Raw genomic sequence first — 16,162 nt, 5'->3', positions numbered from 1 at the left:
GTAACTACAACCCTTAACGTAATAACAATCCTATTAACCAGCGCCACCCAAAACCTCAATTAAATTGTAATTTATATCCAATTATTATCATTATCTATTCGATCAACAGGTAGGGATCAGCGTTAAACCGGACCAAAAATAGAATACTACGTCAACAATAAGATCTGCCTCACACCCTAGTACCCTCTAACTTTTACGATACTTAACCATACGATCTAAACTCCAACCAAGATGAAAAGATTTTTCTTGCGCCAACAATGGCAGATCAGCCTCAATAAAACGCTTATGCAATATTTGCACTCCCAAGATATGATTGAGCATCGCATCCAATTGAACCTTTTTTGACCGATGCAGGGTCGGTAACTTATACTCTTCAATTAAAGTATCTATTTCCGAGTATCGCAGTAATCCAGCTAAATTAACCTCCTTTGGGCTGAGAAATTTCTCAATAACTCGTTGCACCCAAGTCCAAGCTCCGGTAACTGTCTCTACCGGAGGAGCCATGAATGCAAATTTTTGCTTTTTATATAGAACATCCGGAAGGACTCCCTTCATCGCTTCGCGAAGGGCATACTTTTCTGTAGTTCCGCTAATCCTGACCGATGGTGGGATTTGTATAGCAAACGCAGCCAGGTGATGATCGAGAAAGGCCGGACGGGTTTCAATGGAGTGTGCCATATCCACTCGATCACTTACCCAGCCCAATATCTGGGTCTCAAACATAGTTTTTATCCAAACATACTGAGCAACATCCAGCGGATGTCTACCTTCAAGTTGTGATAAATCTAGCGTATCAACAATTGCCTTCCCGGCATCATAACCAGATATTTCTTTGCGCCACTCTTTGTTAAGCAATTTTTCTGCTTGATGATGACAGCTTAACCAGGATTGCAAGCATGTAGGGGTGAATCCTAAAGTCCGTTCCATTCCCTCTGATCGATAACTATCAATTGGCAGCATAGCTCCCTTAAATAAGCTATTGCTCCTTTCTAGATGTTGCTGCCAGGTTCTTCGTTTATTCAACTCAGCTTCAGATGTGCCATACAAGTAAAAATCTTTTTTAAATGCAGGATACCCAGAAAATAGCTCATCTGCCCCCTCCCCAGTAATTGCAACCTTGTAGCCATTAGACTTAACAGCTTTACTGAGCAAAAATTTAGCTACTGATAATGTATTGTAAAATGTCCTTTCGGTATGCCAAATGGTTTCTGAATAATTTTCATATATTTCTTCATCAGTTACCTTTACTATGAATTGGCTGACACCAATCTCACTCGCGGCTTCCTTTGCGATATGAGACTCATCGTAATCCGGATTTTCAAACGCTATCGTAAAGGCGGTGAGATCCTGCTGAGAAAGCGACTGCCCTACCCCAAGCAAGCTACCCGAATCAACACCACCTGAAAGATAATAGGTTACTGGGACATCAGCTTGAAGCCTCAAAGACACGGAGTCTATAATTTGTTCCCGCAAACCCTCAATATAATACTCATCAGACTTGTCACGAGCATACTCATCTGAAACCAAAAAATCGATGTCCCAATATTTATGTTGAGTAACAGCCAGTTCAGTGTTGTCTCGCTTAACTTTTGTAATGCACCCAGGTTCAACCTGGAAAACCCCTTCAAAAGCGGTTGTTCCAGGAATCGATACCTGAATGAGCTGGTGATACACTCCATGCGCTGTCAGTCTTCTTTGGACATCAGGGTGGGCAAACAAACTTTTAATTTCAGAACCAAATACTAAACCTTTTTTGATTCTAGCCCAATAAAGTGGCTTCACTCCAAACCGATCTCTAACCAAGTAGAGGCAATCCTCCATTTGATCGTAAACGGCAAATGCAAATTCTCCTCGAAGATGTTTAATAGCCCGAACAAGACCTAACTCCGCAATAAGATGCAAAATAATTTCGGAATCACTTTTACTTAAAAAATAAACTCCAGAGGCCCTCAATCTGGCTCTTATTCGCTGATAATCATAGATTTCACCATTATGAGCCAAATAGTAACGACCATCTTCTGACACATAAGGCTGAGAAGCGCGCTCATCACTCAGGTCATTGATCGATAAGCGCACATGACTCATCCCAAATCCCAGACCTGGAGGATTTGTAAAACCTACACCATCCGGGCCACGGTGGAACTGGATAGCAGCCATATTTAGAAGGAGTTGACCATCGACAGGCATTGTACGCGCACTATGAAGAATCCCAGCTATTCCGCACATAGACGATACCTTTTATTGGGGCCATTTCGAGACTGGAGAGGCTAGATAATGTCTACGACCTCACTAGGGCGGCCACAAATAGCCATTGCCAAGGCCATTCTGACGTACACACCACCTTTTGCCTGTATAAAATACCAATTATGGGGCGTATCATCCAGATTACTATCAAGCTCCCCCATTCGGGGTAAAGGATGCAGCACAATAGCTTGTTTTTTCAAAGGAGAATTATTATCTATAAAATATCCAGACCCAAAATCTCTATGACCCGCTGTTTTTAGGGATATAGCATTCATATAGACCACATCGAGCCGGGGAAGAATATCTCCAATCTTATCCGTTAACCTTATTTTTAAACCTTTTTCCTGAAGCATTGATAATTGCGCTTGCCTAAACGGTTCTTGTTCTTCCTCATCACAAAGCACAAAAACCCCTGAGAAAAACTCAGGAAAACAGCTCATGAGTATCAAGAGGCTTCTCGCCGCTCGCATTCGAGCTGGCGCTCCAATTAAGCCAATGGAGAGTTTTCGACTTTTTCCTGACAGAATGGAAGGGTTCCACTTAAGAAGTGCATATAGATCGATAAGGGATTGCGTGGGGTGCTCATCTATCCCGTTACCAGCATTGATGATTGGTATACTTAAATTATTAGACATAATTTTCACTGAATCTTCAGAAGAATCCCTCAAAACTACACAATCACCATAATTACTTACCATCTCTGCAACATCTCTTAAGCTCTCTCCGACACCAATACGTGTTGTCCCTTTATCTGTAATTGAAACAGTACTCCCTCCAAGTCGCAGCCAGGCGCTTTCAAAAGATAGCCTCGTCCTGGTGCTCGACTCAAAGAATGCGCTGATTAAGATTTTATTATTTAAATGACATGAGAATTTTCTGTTATCCAGCTCACAACGAGCGGCAAGTCTGAGTAACTGCAATATTCCATCTCTATTAAGCTGACTGCTCGATATAAGACTTTTACCAGTCAGGGACTCTAAGTATCTACCCTGCTCCGGGATAGCCTCTACCAGAGTTTTTGCCATCAAATTTGTATCTTTGTCGAACGGAGCGCTAGTCATCATAACCAAAGCCTAAATCAAATTTGAGGGGACAATTATCGCTTGAATAATCTGCGTGCAGATAAAGCACTTACAATACGGTTACTTAAATTCATACATCTAGTACCACCATCAAACTAAGAATCTTCAACCAATTTTATTGAACCTTGTTCCAATACGGTGTTCTTTCTAGCATTTCCTGCTGAATATCTTCTGGAAGAAGTTGAAATGGTGGAATTCCCTGCTGTATCTGCCATCCACCTCCGAGCGATAGATACACCTGCACCAGGTTCGCTGCCACGGCACCTCGCGCTATCGCCAAAATATCCTGCTGCTGAACATCTGATATCAGCGTAGTTATCACAGTATCAAATTCCACTTGACCATTAGTATATTGAGACAGGGAAATATCGACAGATCGCTGGGAGGCCTGGGCAGCCACCTCATAGTGAACTAATTGCCTTTGAGATTTTATATAAGCGACAATAGCGTTCTCCACATCAGCTTGCGCTAACAGAACTATTTGCTGATAGTCAGACACCAACTGCTGGAAAATCGCATCCTGTAGCCTGACATTGCTCCGAAGTCTTCCGTAGTTAAAGAGATTCCAGTCAAATTCAATAAAAAGGTCCCAGGCACTACTGCTGCCATTAAGTTGACCGCCATTGATATCGATAGCCCCTATCTCCCCACCAATACTAAAATTTGGATAGAGTTCCGCCCTCGCAACACCTATTAACTCACCTTGAGCTGCCAGCCGTCGCTCTGCTGCACGGATATCGGGTCGCTGCCTTAGTAAATCCTGAGGCATACCAACAGTAACGACTTTAGGAATCATAGGTATGGATGAGGGAAAAGAGACGATGTACCTCAAACTATTAGGAGGTATTCCCAGAAGGACTGCCAGGGCATTTTCAAACTGCTGTAAGCTTATCTCCAGTCCCGGCACACTGGCTTCTGTGTTACTGAGCAAAGCCTGCGCTTGCTCCGCATCCAGTGCACTGACCTCTCCTGCACGAAATTTGACTCTCGCGATCCTTAAACCCTCACGTTGTACGCGAATGTTTTCCCTGGCAACTTCTAGCCTGCGTTTCGTTGTGCGAATATTGATATAGGTTTGCGCCACCTGGGCAATAATAGAAACCAGCACACCATCATAGTCAGCTATGCTGGCTTCAAAATCTGCTGCGGCCGAATTAACCAGCCTTCTTAACTGCCCCCAGGTATCTAATTCCCAGGTTAAATTAAAGTTCGGGTAATATTCAGTCTGCAGATTGCCAGTGATCCCCGATCGAACATACTTTGAACGATCAATAAGTCCCTCAAGCTGCTGTGTTTGGGGATACTGGTTACCTATTGCAATAGCTAGCTGTTGCTGGGCCTGGAGAGCCCTGAGAGCCGCAGAACGCAGCTCCAGGTTATTCTCAATCGCAAGTGAGACTAATTCGTCCAGCGTCACATCTGAAAATGCCCACTGCCACCACAATGGGTTAACGGCTTCCAAGGTATCCAGTTTTGAGCTGGTTTGATAGATCCACTCACTTTCGACCTCTACCGGTGGGGGATGGTAATCTGGCCCCAGCATACAACTACTGCCGAAGATGAGCAGCAATGCCAACAGACACCCCTGTAGGCTCCGTATTAACCCTTTCCTGAAACTATTGGGATTGCACCGGTTCATCTTGCTCGGTGCCCGCAGAATTGCTCATTACTAGCACTGAGCTGGTAAATCCAACACGAAGCTTCACAGATTCGGGGACTTCTGTCAGATGAATCCTGACGGGAATACGCTGTGCAAGGCGAATCCAGTCAAATGTGGGATCTACCATTGGCAATAAGTCATTACCTGCAGTTCCATCTTTGCGAGCAATACCCCAGCCAATACTTTCAACATATCCTTCCAATTCTAGATGAGGATAAGCCATCAACTTCATAAATGCCTTATCCCCCGGAGCGATCCGACGAACAAAAGTTTCGCGAAAAAAACCATCAATACGAAAAGTGCTTATATCAACTACAGAAAGTGCAGGTTGGTTGGCGACGGCCTGATCACCGTAACGAAAATCTATATTGGTGACATAACCAGTAACCGGAGCAACAACTGTTGTGTATTCGAGATTTAGCCGCGCCTGCTCCAGCAGCGCAAAAGCCGCACGAACGCCCGGGTTATCGGCTCCAAGCGCTCCCAATTGTGCTCTAACCTGCTCCAGCTCCGCTTGGGATTGCTCCAAAGCAGCCATAGATTCCACCAAGCTGGCTTCTGCACCCGCTCGATACTCAATTGTGGATTCATACTCAGCCTGAGCCGCTTGCAATGCCCTTACTGATGTCGCTCTCTGGGGTAGCAGCTCTCTCTGCCGATCATATTCAGCTTTGGTTCTTGCAATTTCCGCATCAAGCGCGCCGATATTACTTTTTGCCAGATCAATATTTGCTATTGACTCCCTAATCCTGGCCTCATAAGCGAGAATATTCTTGTTTTGCGCTCGGTATGTATCGAGAGCTTCCTCGTACTCTGCCTTGGCCTCTTCCAAGGCTGCTTCATATATTCTCGGATCAATCTGAAACAGTAGTTCCCCTGCTTTAATAAACTGATTATTCTTAATAGGCAACTCAACTACCTGTCCAGTTACCCTGGGAGTCACTTGAATAATGTCCGCCTGCACTTTTCCATCCCTGGTCCAGGGATTATTGAGATATCTCCAGAACTGGATAATAAGTAACAGCAGTGCTACAAGCACTATTGTTCCAGTAAAAATATATTTTCTATACCTAGCCACTACTATATTCCCAAGAATATCCTTCCTATAAAAATTGAATAAATTACACTGAGGGAGATAATAACAACCGGTGGATTGGCAAAATATCGGGATAAACGATACCGATCCAAAAGCCTAGCGGTTAACAAGGCCGCAACAACACCAAACAAAGCTATCACCAATATTGGTGATAGATAGAAACTGCCTATTGATATATCGTGCGGTACTCTTTCCATTTAAAACCCTACAGACATTAAAGACACCTTTCCTCACAGAAAGCCTTCCAATCCACAGATTCTGAAACGCGACGAAACTCTGCCAGATAGTTATTGATGCAGTGGGTAACACCCAAGAAATAAAGAAAGTTTGTTACACCCTCTCTGGATTTTTCACTACATTCCCTTAGCTCCATCAACTCACCGACATCAATATTTGCCCTTTCAAATATCCTCCTATAACCTCTTCGCAGGGATTCAATATCAACCTTTTGGTTGCCACCAGAAAAATAGATAAGTATTTTGCTTGCAAGCCGCCTCCATATAAATGCCTCGCGAAGTAATCTTTTAGGAGCCACAAAATTTATTTTCTTCTTATCTATCTTATATAACAGCTTAACCTGATTGGATATCAACATAGCCAAACCTATAAGGCTTTGCATCTGGCTTCTGGTCATACCCCGCATTTTTTTATCAGAAATGCCCTCCACCCAATAGAACACTCTCTTCCTTGAGATCATAATAATATTCAGGTGGTACAATATATATAACCTGAAAAACAATGATTCTCTCTTTTTTTTCGGAATATCACCCTCCACCACCAGCCATGCGGCACTATTGAGAATCCTATCAATACTTCTCTTCAGGTTTATTTCTGGGTGAGCAGTGAAGGGGATATTTCTTGAAACGGCCAAAATACAAAAAATTATCGCCAACACAAATAGATAATTTGTGTAAACTACAAAACTATACTCTTGAGAGTTGTTAAAATTAAAAATAATCTGGGGAAAGATAAGAACCAGGGTTCGAATCATCGACTGGGGTCCAAAGACCTTATTCGAAGAAAAGCTTACTACAAACGTCCATACAAAAATCACGACAGCCAATGAATAAAATCCGTGCAATTTCGGCATTAGAAAGAAATATATAGGTGCCGATAATATGCACACTAAAATCGTGAAAACACAGGTTTCAAACAATTGAATTTTAGGGGTCATTGAGGCGAGAATACCTATTACTGTTATCAGTAATATAACCAGCAATCCACCAATCATGTCAGGGATAAAAAGATATGCCAGATAAGCGATCCACATTCCCATCTGAACACGGACAATATTAGTCAACCTGTCCGGGTCGGGCATCAAAGCTCCAAGCCAGCCTATGCCATCACTACTTACCTGTCTCGAATAGGAGTCACCCCGTGTTTGTATATCATTTACTGAATCAATTAGAGATCGGGTTTCAACCTCCAAGTCATTTAAGGATTTTCTAGTAACGGCTAAAGCAGCGGTTTCAAAGGTTGACAACCTCTTTACTTCTTCAATATTTCCTCGAACCACTCTCCCATTGGCACTATCTATAGGCATTTCCTCTGAAAGGGCGCTTTCCACTTGCGCGAGGCGCCCCTCAATGTCAGGTATATATTCCTCTACACCAATAAGGAATTTTGATATACCCAGATCACCTGAGAGTGCTAAGCTTTCTTCCAACTTCAAGAGGGACTGCGTGACGGCTGTCGCAGATTGACCAAAGTGACCCCACTGCTTTCGACATTCCCACACCTCATAACTATCTGAGCTCGCATCGCCAATGGCTGTTTGTAAGCGCGTATCAAGCTCTAAAAGAGCAACACGCTTTTTACGCCTAATCTTTATTTTCTCGCCACTTCTAACCCGAGAAAAACAATTATCCACAAATCGACGATGTTCTCTCAATAAATCCAGAGATGCTCTTCTTAACTCACCACGACTACAGTTAGGCCAGATCAAAACGGCTACCAATCCGTAGACAATTATTCCGAGCAAGGACTCCTGAATACGTAATACCCCAGCCTTGTAGGAGATAGAAAAGTCACCACCGGTCACATCCCACAATAAAAAGATGACATAACCACTTGTAAGCCAAAAGTACTGGTAGTTCGACCTCTGTAAAAAATAAACACAGATAGACACCCAAATAGATAGGGCGATCATAAACAACCAGCGATCCTGTGGAAATAACGCGACGATTAACCAGCCAGCTAGCAAGGCAAATAGCGTCCCTAAAATCCACAAAATAGCTCGATTTAGCGACTGCCCAAGATTTGCCTGGCTGCAAACAATAACAGCAAATCCACCCCAAAAAGGTTTTTCCCAATTCAGGCCCAAGGCAATGGCATAAACGATCACTAAAGCTGTTGCTAGCTTAATCGACTCTTTAACATTACGAGACAACTGCAAAGCTTTCTCCGACCATTTCTACATACTATTAATTCGTCATTTTGATCTATGACACAGCAATATATATTCACCCCGAATATATACTGGATAACCAAAAGGAAGTATGGCATACCAAGAGCTAAAGAAATTCGCTATCGGCGAGCTTCTCTAAACCAGCCCCAGATCTAAGAATCAATCCAAATAATATGAAATATAAAAGCTGACAAACAATAAAAATAAACGCCTAAACCCCCCAAACATGCAGGTACATCCTTATAGACTTTTCCTTTCTGCAAGCCTAAAGATCAAGATTATGACTAACTGAGCCACACCCAAAATACACTACTTATAAATCTTTAAGGCATGAAGGGAACGAAGTATTTGCTGTATTGCCAGACCAAATATTGGTCCCAGAACTACAATCTGAAGCCTCGTTGTCATCTAAAAGGTCATCAAAACCACTGCCTGCTACTGTATTTCCACTAACTACATTGTCCATATTCTGAATGACATATGGACCTCCAATCGCTATGCCCCAAATTTCATTATTCTGGACATTATTACTGGCAATAACACAAAAAGAAGCACCTACAGTCACACCATCAATTATTCTTGCTCCCAGGCTTATAGCAACAGCATTACCTTCTAAATAATTATTCCCAATATAAGAAAAGAAACCAAAGCCACCTATTCCATTTTCAAAAAAACCAGAGACACTATTTCCAATTGCAACATTAGCCACCCCTTCCAGCACAATACCCGATGCCTGAACATTAGTGGTGTTTGACAAGGTATTCTGTCGGATAAGGTTACTATCACTTTCTGCAAAAACGCCTGCGCCACTGGATTCCTCGACGGTTACACTGAATACTTTATGTAGGCCACTCCCCGCCAACTCCAATCCAGTTTCACAATTACTAACAACTCCACCCGTCACAACTCCTGAAGTTCCCAACATAAGTACCCCAACCCCATCGGTAGTGCATTCAATTGCGCCTTCACCAGACATTACAAGACTACCGTCAGGGCCTTCAACCGTTATTGCTGGATCTTCGCTGCAAGAAAGCTCACCAGTAAGAGTCTGCGCGTCAGTAATAGTATCGCCACATTCAACATCTGCAATGCAGACTGAAGAAAAGTATAGAGTTGACATCACCACCCCAGGAGCAAGGAGTGTTTTTGGAGAGAAGGACATTTATGGAACCTCAGCAAGTAGAGTATAGCTTCACCAAAGTGTCGCCTCTTTACGATCAACCCACTATAGGAATATTTTCTTAACTTCTAAAGATTTTTAAGGCAGGATGGAAATGATGTATCAGCAGCATTGTTAGACCACACATTTAAACCATCACTACAATCTGACTCTTCATTATCATCCAAAATATCATCATTACCACTTCCAGTTACAGTATTCCCTGTCACTAAATTATCCATGTTAGGATATGTATAGGGTGCGCCTATTCCAATCCCCGTACGTAGACTGCCTACCACTGTATTACTTTCAATTACGCAATACGAAGCACCTATACTCTCTCCATCAACTACTAATGCACCCAATATAATCCCCAACTCACTATTCTCTACATAATTATTTCCAATATATGAATAGAAACCAAAGCCAGCTATTCCATATTCTAAAAATCCGGACACATTATTACCAACGGCAACATTTCTCTCACCATCTAGCTCCAAACCAGATGCTATTACGTTAGTAGTGTTCGACACCGTGCTTTGACGAATTAGATTACCGTCACTTTGTGCAAAAATTGCTGCGCTAGAGGATTCTTCAACTGTTACACCAATCACTTTATGGGAACCATCTCCATCCAACAACAACCCTAAATCACAATTAGTGACAACCCCGCCCATGACAAGCCCAGATCTCCCCAGCATATGGATTCCTATACCATTAGTAGTGCACTCAATAGAACCCTCACCTTCTATCACAAGGAAACCCTCCGGCCCCTCAATAGTTAGCGCTGGATCATCACTGCAAGATAATGCGTCAGTGAGGACTTGAGAATTGGCAATAATATCTCCGCATTGGACAGCCAAACTACCGGTAGAATAAACACATGAAAACAGCATCACTAATCCAGTCGCGTAGATATCCTTTGGGTAATTAAACATGGATTGAGCCCTGGTAAGAATGTAAAAAAATATCACCTCAGTATCGCCTGTCCGTATTACCCTGCCATAGGAACATCATCTCAATCCATAGAAAATAACATGCTTGCACAGACCAATTCCCAAACACACATAAGAAGAATTCTTCCTGCTTCATCAACCCCTCTAAGGTGCACTGCTTATTTTGCCTTGGTCACCCAATCCAATAACGAATAACAAAGATGAAAAACTCTGCAAGTTAGAGTTCCATAATTTAACTTAAGAGCCAATAGAGAAGCTACAGGATTACCCGCAGCAAAGTGGGTTAACGCGGAACAATCAAGCTCGTGCCAATTAATTAATAATCCAATGACCCCCAAAATAAAAAAGGCCCCATTGGGGCCTTTTCAATCTCAATTAGCTCAGCAATTATGCATTAAGAGCTTTAAACTCGCGCCTACGGCGATGCAGAACCGGCTCGGTATAACCATTTGGCTGGGCACAACCTTCAAATACCAGCTCACAAGCAGCCTGGAAGGCAACGCTCTTATCAAAGTTCGGTGCCATATCGTTATAGTTGGAGTCGCCGGCATTCTGGCGGTCTACCACAGCAGCCATACGCTCCATGGTTTCACGCACTTGCTTTTCGCTAACGATACCCTGCTTGAGCCAGTTGGCGATATGCTGAGAGGAAATTCTCAGGGTTGCACGGTCTTCCATCAGGCCGACATCATTGATATCCGGCACCTTGGAGCAACCCACGCCCTGCTCTACCCAGCGCACTACATAGCCGAGAATACCTTGAGCATTGTTGTCCAACTCAAGCTGGATATCTTTAGCACTCCAGTTTGTTTCGGCCGCTACCGGAACCGTTAAAATATCTTCCAACTTAGCGTGATGGCGATGTTGAATCTCTTCCTGGCGGCGATTCACATCCACTTTGTGGTAGTGTAAGGCATGCAAGGTAGCAGCCGTGGGCGACGGTACCCACGCCGTATTGGCACCGGCCATTGGGTGGGCCAACTTAGCGTGCATCATGGCTGACATCTGGTCTGGAATTGGCCACATGCCCTTACCAATTTGCGCTCTGCCCTTCAGGCCACTGTTCAGGCCAACATCCACATTCCATTCTTCGTAGGCGTTAATCCATGTGGATTGCTTCATATCACCCTTGCGAATCATGGGGCCCGCAAGCATGGAAGTATGGATCTCGTCACCGGTGCGATCCAGGAAACCAGTATTAATAAAGACTACACGCTCTTTCGCTTCGGCAATACAGGCCTTGAGGTTCACAGTGGTGCGACGCTCTTCGTCCATAATGCCCATTTTTACTGTGTAACGGGGCAGATCGAGCGCATCTTCGATTCGGTTAAACAGAGTATTGGCGAAAGCCACTTCCTCCGGGCCGTGCATCTTCGGTTTTACGATATAGATGCTGCCTTCACGGGAATTCTTGATCGGGCTCTCGCCACGGAGGTCGTGCAAAGCGATCAAGCTGGTGATCATGCCGTCGAGAATCCCTTCGGGGATTTCCTGGCCATCGCCGAACAGCACTGCATCGTTGGTCATCAGGTGGCCGACGTTGCGTACGAACATCAGGCTGCGCCCCGGTAAGGTAACCTGGTTGCCGTTCGGGGAGGTGTACTCACGATCTGCATTGAGCCTGCGCTCAAAGGACTTGCCGCCTTTGCTAATGGTTTCCTTCAGGTCGCCCTTCATCAGACCTAGCCAGTTGCGGTAAACCACTACCTTATCTTCAGCATCGACAGCCGCTACCGAATCCTCGCAATCCATAATGGTGGTCAGCGCAGATTCCATTAGCACATCTTTAACACCGGCATCATCGGTTTTGCCGATGGGGCTCTCGCGATCCACCTGGATCTCAAAGTGCAAACCGTGCTGCTTCAGCAGGATGCTGGAGGGCTCTTCACTGTCACCCAAATAACCAACAAACTGCTTGGCATCTTTTAAGGTGGCGATGTCGCCACTGGCCTGTACCACTTCCAGCAGTGAACCATTGATGCGGTATTGCACCGCCTCAGCGTGACTACCGCAGGTAAGCGGGGCTGACTGATCGAGGAAGTTGCGTGCATATTGGATCACTTTAGCGCCGCGAACCGGGTTGTATTCCGTACCTTTTTCCGCGCCACCCTCTTCACTGATCACATCTGTACCGTAGAGTGCGTCGTAAAGGCTGCCCCAGCGCGCGTTTGCCGCATTGAGGGCGTAGCGTGCGTTCATTACCGGCACAACCAGCTGAGGTCCCGCCAGGATGGCGATCTCTTCATCGACATTTTCGGTAGTTGCGCTAAATTCAGCAGGCTCGTCGGCGAGGTAGCCGATCTCTCGCAGGAAAGTCTGGTAGCCTTCCAGATCGCGGAAACCCTCGGGGTTGTCCGTGTGCCAGCGATCCAGGGTCTCCTGCAGTTCATCGCGTTTTTCCAGCAAGGCGCGATTTACCGGGGCCAGATCGTGGACAATAGATTCCAATTTGGCCCAGAAAGCTTCGGCGCTAACTCCAGTTCCTGGAATCACCTCCTCGCAAACCAGGTTGTAAAGTTCTGGTGCGATTTGCAGATCGCCGATTTGGACTCGTTCCGTCATACCCAGGGCCTCTCATCAGATTGTTGGAATAGCGGCATTCTAAACAGCCATTTCCACATACCGCTAATTTATAGACACAATTCCCACTATTCATAGATCGAATTTTTATGACAAAGCAGTTGATGTGTGTTTGCCCAGACAGAACCGCGCAGACACAGCGCCCACCTGCAACATCGTTACAAAGCGCGGCCAATATCGAGAATTAAACGGCGCAGCCAGCGGTGCGGGGCGCTCTGTTGCAACAGTGGGCTCCAAGCCATTTTCAACTCCAAATTGGGAATATCCAGGGGCGGGTCACGCCTCACCACGCGGGGATTATCACTGGCCAATTGAGCCAGGCGAGTGGGCACCGTTACGATCAGATCGCTCTGTTCAGCCAGCAGCATAGCTACCTGGTAGTGACGGGTGAAAACGGAGATATCCCGCTTCTCTCCCAAACGACCTATGGCCTCATCCACCCAGCCCAAGCGCTGTACATCTTCCGGGTTAACCCCGACACCCACCCCCATACCGGTCTTGCTCACCCAGATATGCTGGGCTTCCAGATAACTCTGCAGATTGTAATCCCGGAGTATCGGGTTATCAGCGCGCATCACACAGGAGAAGCTATCGCGCCATACGGTGGCCTGGTGAAAGCTCTGCGGCATACTGTCAAAGCGGTTGATCACCATATCCACTTTGCCCTGCTCTACATCCACAAAGCTCACATCACTGGGCGTCATGATATCCAGACTGATACCCGGGGCGTCATCCCGCAGCTGCTTTAACAGCGGCGGTATCAGGGTGGACTCGGCGTAGTCACTGGCCATGATGCGGAAGGTGCGGCGGGTATTGGCGGGGTCAAAATCCCGATTTGGCTGGATAACCCGATCAATGGAAGAGAGTGCTTCGCGCACCATCGGCTGCAATTCCAAAGCCCTTTCCGTGGGCATCATGCCCTCACGGGTGCGCACCAGCAACGGATCGTCAAACAGTTCCCGCAGACGCTTCAGGCCATTACTCATGGCCGGCTGGGACAGTCCCAGGTAATTGGCTGCACGGGTCACATTGCGTTCGCGCAGCAGCACATCGAGGTAAACCAGCAGGTTCAGGTCAGCTCTTTCCAGTTGCATACATCTATTCGCCAAATCGATAGTGAAAATAAAATCAATAAATTAGGCAAATTATGCCACTCCTCCTAAGATACTCAACACCTAATCGCAGTCACCGTTTAAGGATTTACAGTCATGTCCACTTACACTCAAGACATCGACGCGGTAGCAAAGCTCCGTGAAAGTCATGGCAGCTCCTGGGACGCCATCGATCCCGAATCTGTTGCCCGTATGCGTGCCCAGAACAAATTCAAGCACGGCCTGGATATCGCCAAGTACACCGCTGATATCATGCGCGCCGACATGGAAAACTACGACAAGGACACGTCCAAGTACACCCAGTCCCTGGGTTGCTGGCACGGTTTCATCGGTCAGCAGAAGATGATTTCTATTAAGAAGCACTTCGAAGGCAACACTGACCGCCGCTACCTGTACCTGTCCGGCTGGATGGTCGCCGCTCTGCGCAGCGAATTCGGTCCTCTGCCCGACCAGTCCATGCACGAAAAAACTTCCGTAGCTGCTCTGATCGAAGAGCTCTACACCTTCCTGCGCCAGGCTGATGCCCGCGAATTGAACGACCTGTTCCGCGAAGTGGACGCCGCTCGCGAAGCTGGCGATAAAGAAGCTGAGAAAGCTGCCCAGGACAAGATCGACAACCACAAGACTCACATTGTACCGATCATCGCCGACATCGATGCAGGTTTTGGTAACGCCGAAGCAACTTACCTGCTGGCCAAGAAAATGATCGAAGCGGGTGCTTGCTGTATCCAAATCGAAAACCAGGTTTCTGACGAGAAGCAGTGTGGTCACCAGGACGGTAAAGTAACCGTTCCTCACGAAGACTTCCTGGCCAAGATCCGCGCAGTTCGCTACGCGTTCCTGGAACTGGGCGTAGACAACGGTGTTATCGTTGCCCGTACCGACTCCCTGGGCGCTGGCCTGACCAAGCAAATCGCTGTAACCAATAAGCCGGGTGACCTGGGTGACCAGTACAACTCCTTCCTGGATTGCGAAGAAATCGATGCTTCCGAGCTGGCCAACGGCGACGTAATCATCAACCGCGAAGGCAAGCTGCTGCGTCCTAAGCGTCTGGCTTCCAACCTGTTCCAGTTCCGCAAGGGCACTGGCGAAGCGCGCTGCATCCTGGACAGCATCACCTCTTTGCAGAACGGTGCAGACCTGATCTGGATCGAAACCGAGAAGCCTCACGTTCGCCAGATCGGCGGCATGATGGACGAAATCCGCAAAGTCGTTCCCGATGCGAAGCTGGTTTACAACAACAGCCCGTCCTTCAACTGGACCCTGAACTTCCGTCAGCAGGTATTCGATGCCTGGTCTGAAGAGGGTAAAGACGTATCCGCATACGACCGCGCCAACCTGATGAGCGCCGAATACGACGACTCTGAGCTGTCTGCAGCGGCCGACGAGAAGATCCGTACCTTCCAGGCCGACGCGGCTCGCGAAGCTGGTATCTTCCACCACCTGATCACTCTGCCGACTTACCACACTGCGGCCCTGTCTACCGACAACCTGGCCAAAGAGTACTTCGGTGAGCAAGGTATGCTGGGCTATGTGAAAGGCGTACAGCGCAAAGAGATCCGTCAGAGCATCGCCTGCGTTAAGCACCAGAACATGGCTGGTTCCGACATCGGCGACGACCACAAAGAATACTTTGCTGGTGATGCTGCCCTGAAGGCTGGTGGTAAAGACAACACCATGAACCAGTTCGGTTAATCGACCGGTACGGTTTCAGTAAATTTGAGGCGGCACTTGCCGCCTCTTTTTTTGAACCCATTGGGTTCATCTCAAAGCACCGCAAGCTTGCCTACGCTTTGATCTCTGCAATTTTTATTACTTGGGCCGCTACTGCGGCCCTTTTTTATTCCGAAACTGAACTACCCCGGT

11 protein-coding genes are annotated in these 16,162 nt (G+C 46.3%); 1 reads left to right on the top strand and 10 read right to left on the bottom strand.

The window, feature by feature from the left end; translation table 11 throughout:
• Window positions 1-186: 186 nt before the first annotated feature.
• The 10 genes from asnB to ACYX4J_RS08890 all read right to left on the bottom strand — a co-directional run bounded on the left by asnB (window position 187) and on the right by ACYX4J_RS08890 (window position 14,278).
• A complete protein-coding gene (gene asnB / locus ACYX4J_RS08935) occupies window positions 187-2,226 on the bottom strand; it encodes an asparagine synthase (glutamine-hydrolyzing) (RefSeq protein WP_476178390.1) in 2,040 nt (679 codons plus the stop codon).
• 41 nt (window positions 2,227-2,267) lie between these two features.
• Entirely contained in the window at window positions 2,268-3,308 is a 1,041-nt protein-coding gene (locus ACYX4J_RS08930; RefSeq protein ID WP_475710028.1) for an aspartate/ornithine carbamoyltransferase family protein, read from the bottom strand.
• Window positions 3,309-3,441: 133 nt separating this feature from the next.
• A complete protein-coding gene (locus tag ACYX4J_RS08925; protein ID WP_444933406.1) occupies window positions 3,442-4,902 on the bottom strand; it encodes an efflux transporter outer membrane subunit in 1,461 nt (486 codons plus the stop codon).
• A gap of 40 nt (window positions 4,903-4,942) precedes the next feature.
• Complete coding sequence (locus ACYX4J_RS08920; protein WP_282932512.1) at window positions 4,943-6,025, bottom strand: HlyD family secretion protein; 1,083 nt, start codon at window positions 6,023-6,025, stop codon at window positions 4,943-4,945.
• 41 nt (window positions 6,026-6,066) lie between these two features.
• Window positions 6,067-6,279 carry a DUF1656 domain-containing protein gene (locus tag ACYX4J_RS08915; RefSeq protein WP_353057030.1) on the bottom strand — a complete coding sequence of 71 codons (213 nt, stop codon included), beginning with the start codon at window positions 6,277-6,279 and terminating at the stop codon, window positions 6,067-6,069.
• Window positions 6,280-6,296: 17 nt separating this feature from the next.
• The gene (locus tag ACYX4J_RS08910; RefSeq protein ID WP_476178389.1) at window positions 6,297-8,477 is read right to left on the bottom strand and encodes an FUSC family protein; all 2,181 of its coding nucleotides are present in this window, start codon (window positions 8,475-8,477) and stop codon (window positions 6,297-6,299) included.
• A gap of 325 nt (window positions 8,478-8,802) precedes the next feature.
• Complete coding sequence (locus ACYX4J_RS08905; protein ID WP_476178388.1) at window positions 8,803-9,609, bottom strand: NosD domain-containing protein; 807 nt, start codon at window positions 9,607-9,609, stop codon at window positions 8,803-8,805.
• A gap of 128 nt (window positions 9,610-9,737) precedes the next feature.
• Window positions 9,738-10,586 (bottom strand): right-handed parallel beta-helix repeat-containing protein, encoded by an 849-nt coding sequence (locus ACYX4J_RS08900; RefSeq protein ID WP_476178387.1) that lies wholly within the window; start codon window positions 10,584-10,586, stop codon window positions 9,738-9,740.
• Between the two features lie 405 nt (window positions 10,587-10,991).
• Window positions 10,992-13,166 (bottom strand): malate synthase G, encoded by a 2,175-nt coding sequence (locus tag ACYX4J_RS08895; protein ID WP_476178386.1) that lies wholly within the window; start codon window positions 13,164-13,166, stop codon window positions 10,992-10,994.
• Between the two features lie 176 nt (window positions 13,167-13,342).
• Window positions 13,343-14,278: a LysR family transcriptional regulator gene (locus ACYX4J_RS08890; protein WP_108733532.1), complete on the bottom strand. Its 936-nt coding sequence runs from the start codon at window positions 14,276-14,278 to the stop codon at window positions 13,343-13,345.
• Between the two features lie 114 nt (window positions 14,279-14,392).
• Between ACYX4J_RS08890 and ACYX4J_RS08885 the strand changes: the two genes are divergently transcribed.
• Window positions 14,393-15,991, top strand: a complete 1,599-nt coding sequence (locus ACYX4J_RS08885; protein WP_282932507.1) for an isocitrate lyase — start codon at window positions 14,393-14,395, stop codon at window positions 15,989-15,991.
• The last annotated feature ends 171 nt before the right edge of the window (window positions 15,992-16,162 follow it).

The sequence above is a fragment of the Microbulbifer sp. ABM4_008 genome (assembly GCF_056311705.1).
The sequence above is the reverse complement of the archived record's forward strand: the minus strand, read 5'-3'. Positions and strand labels throughout refer to the sequence as shown.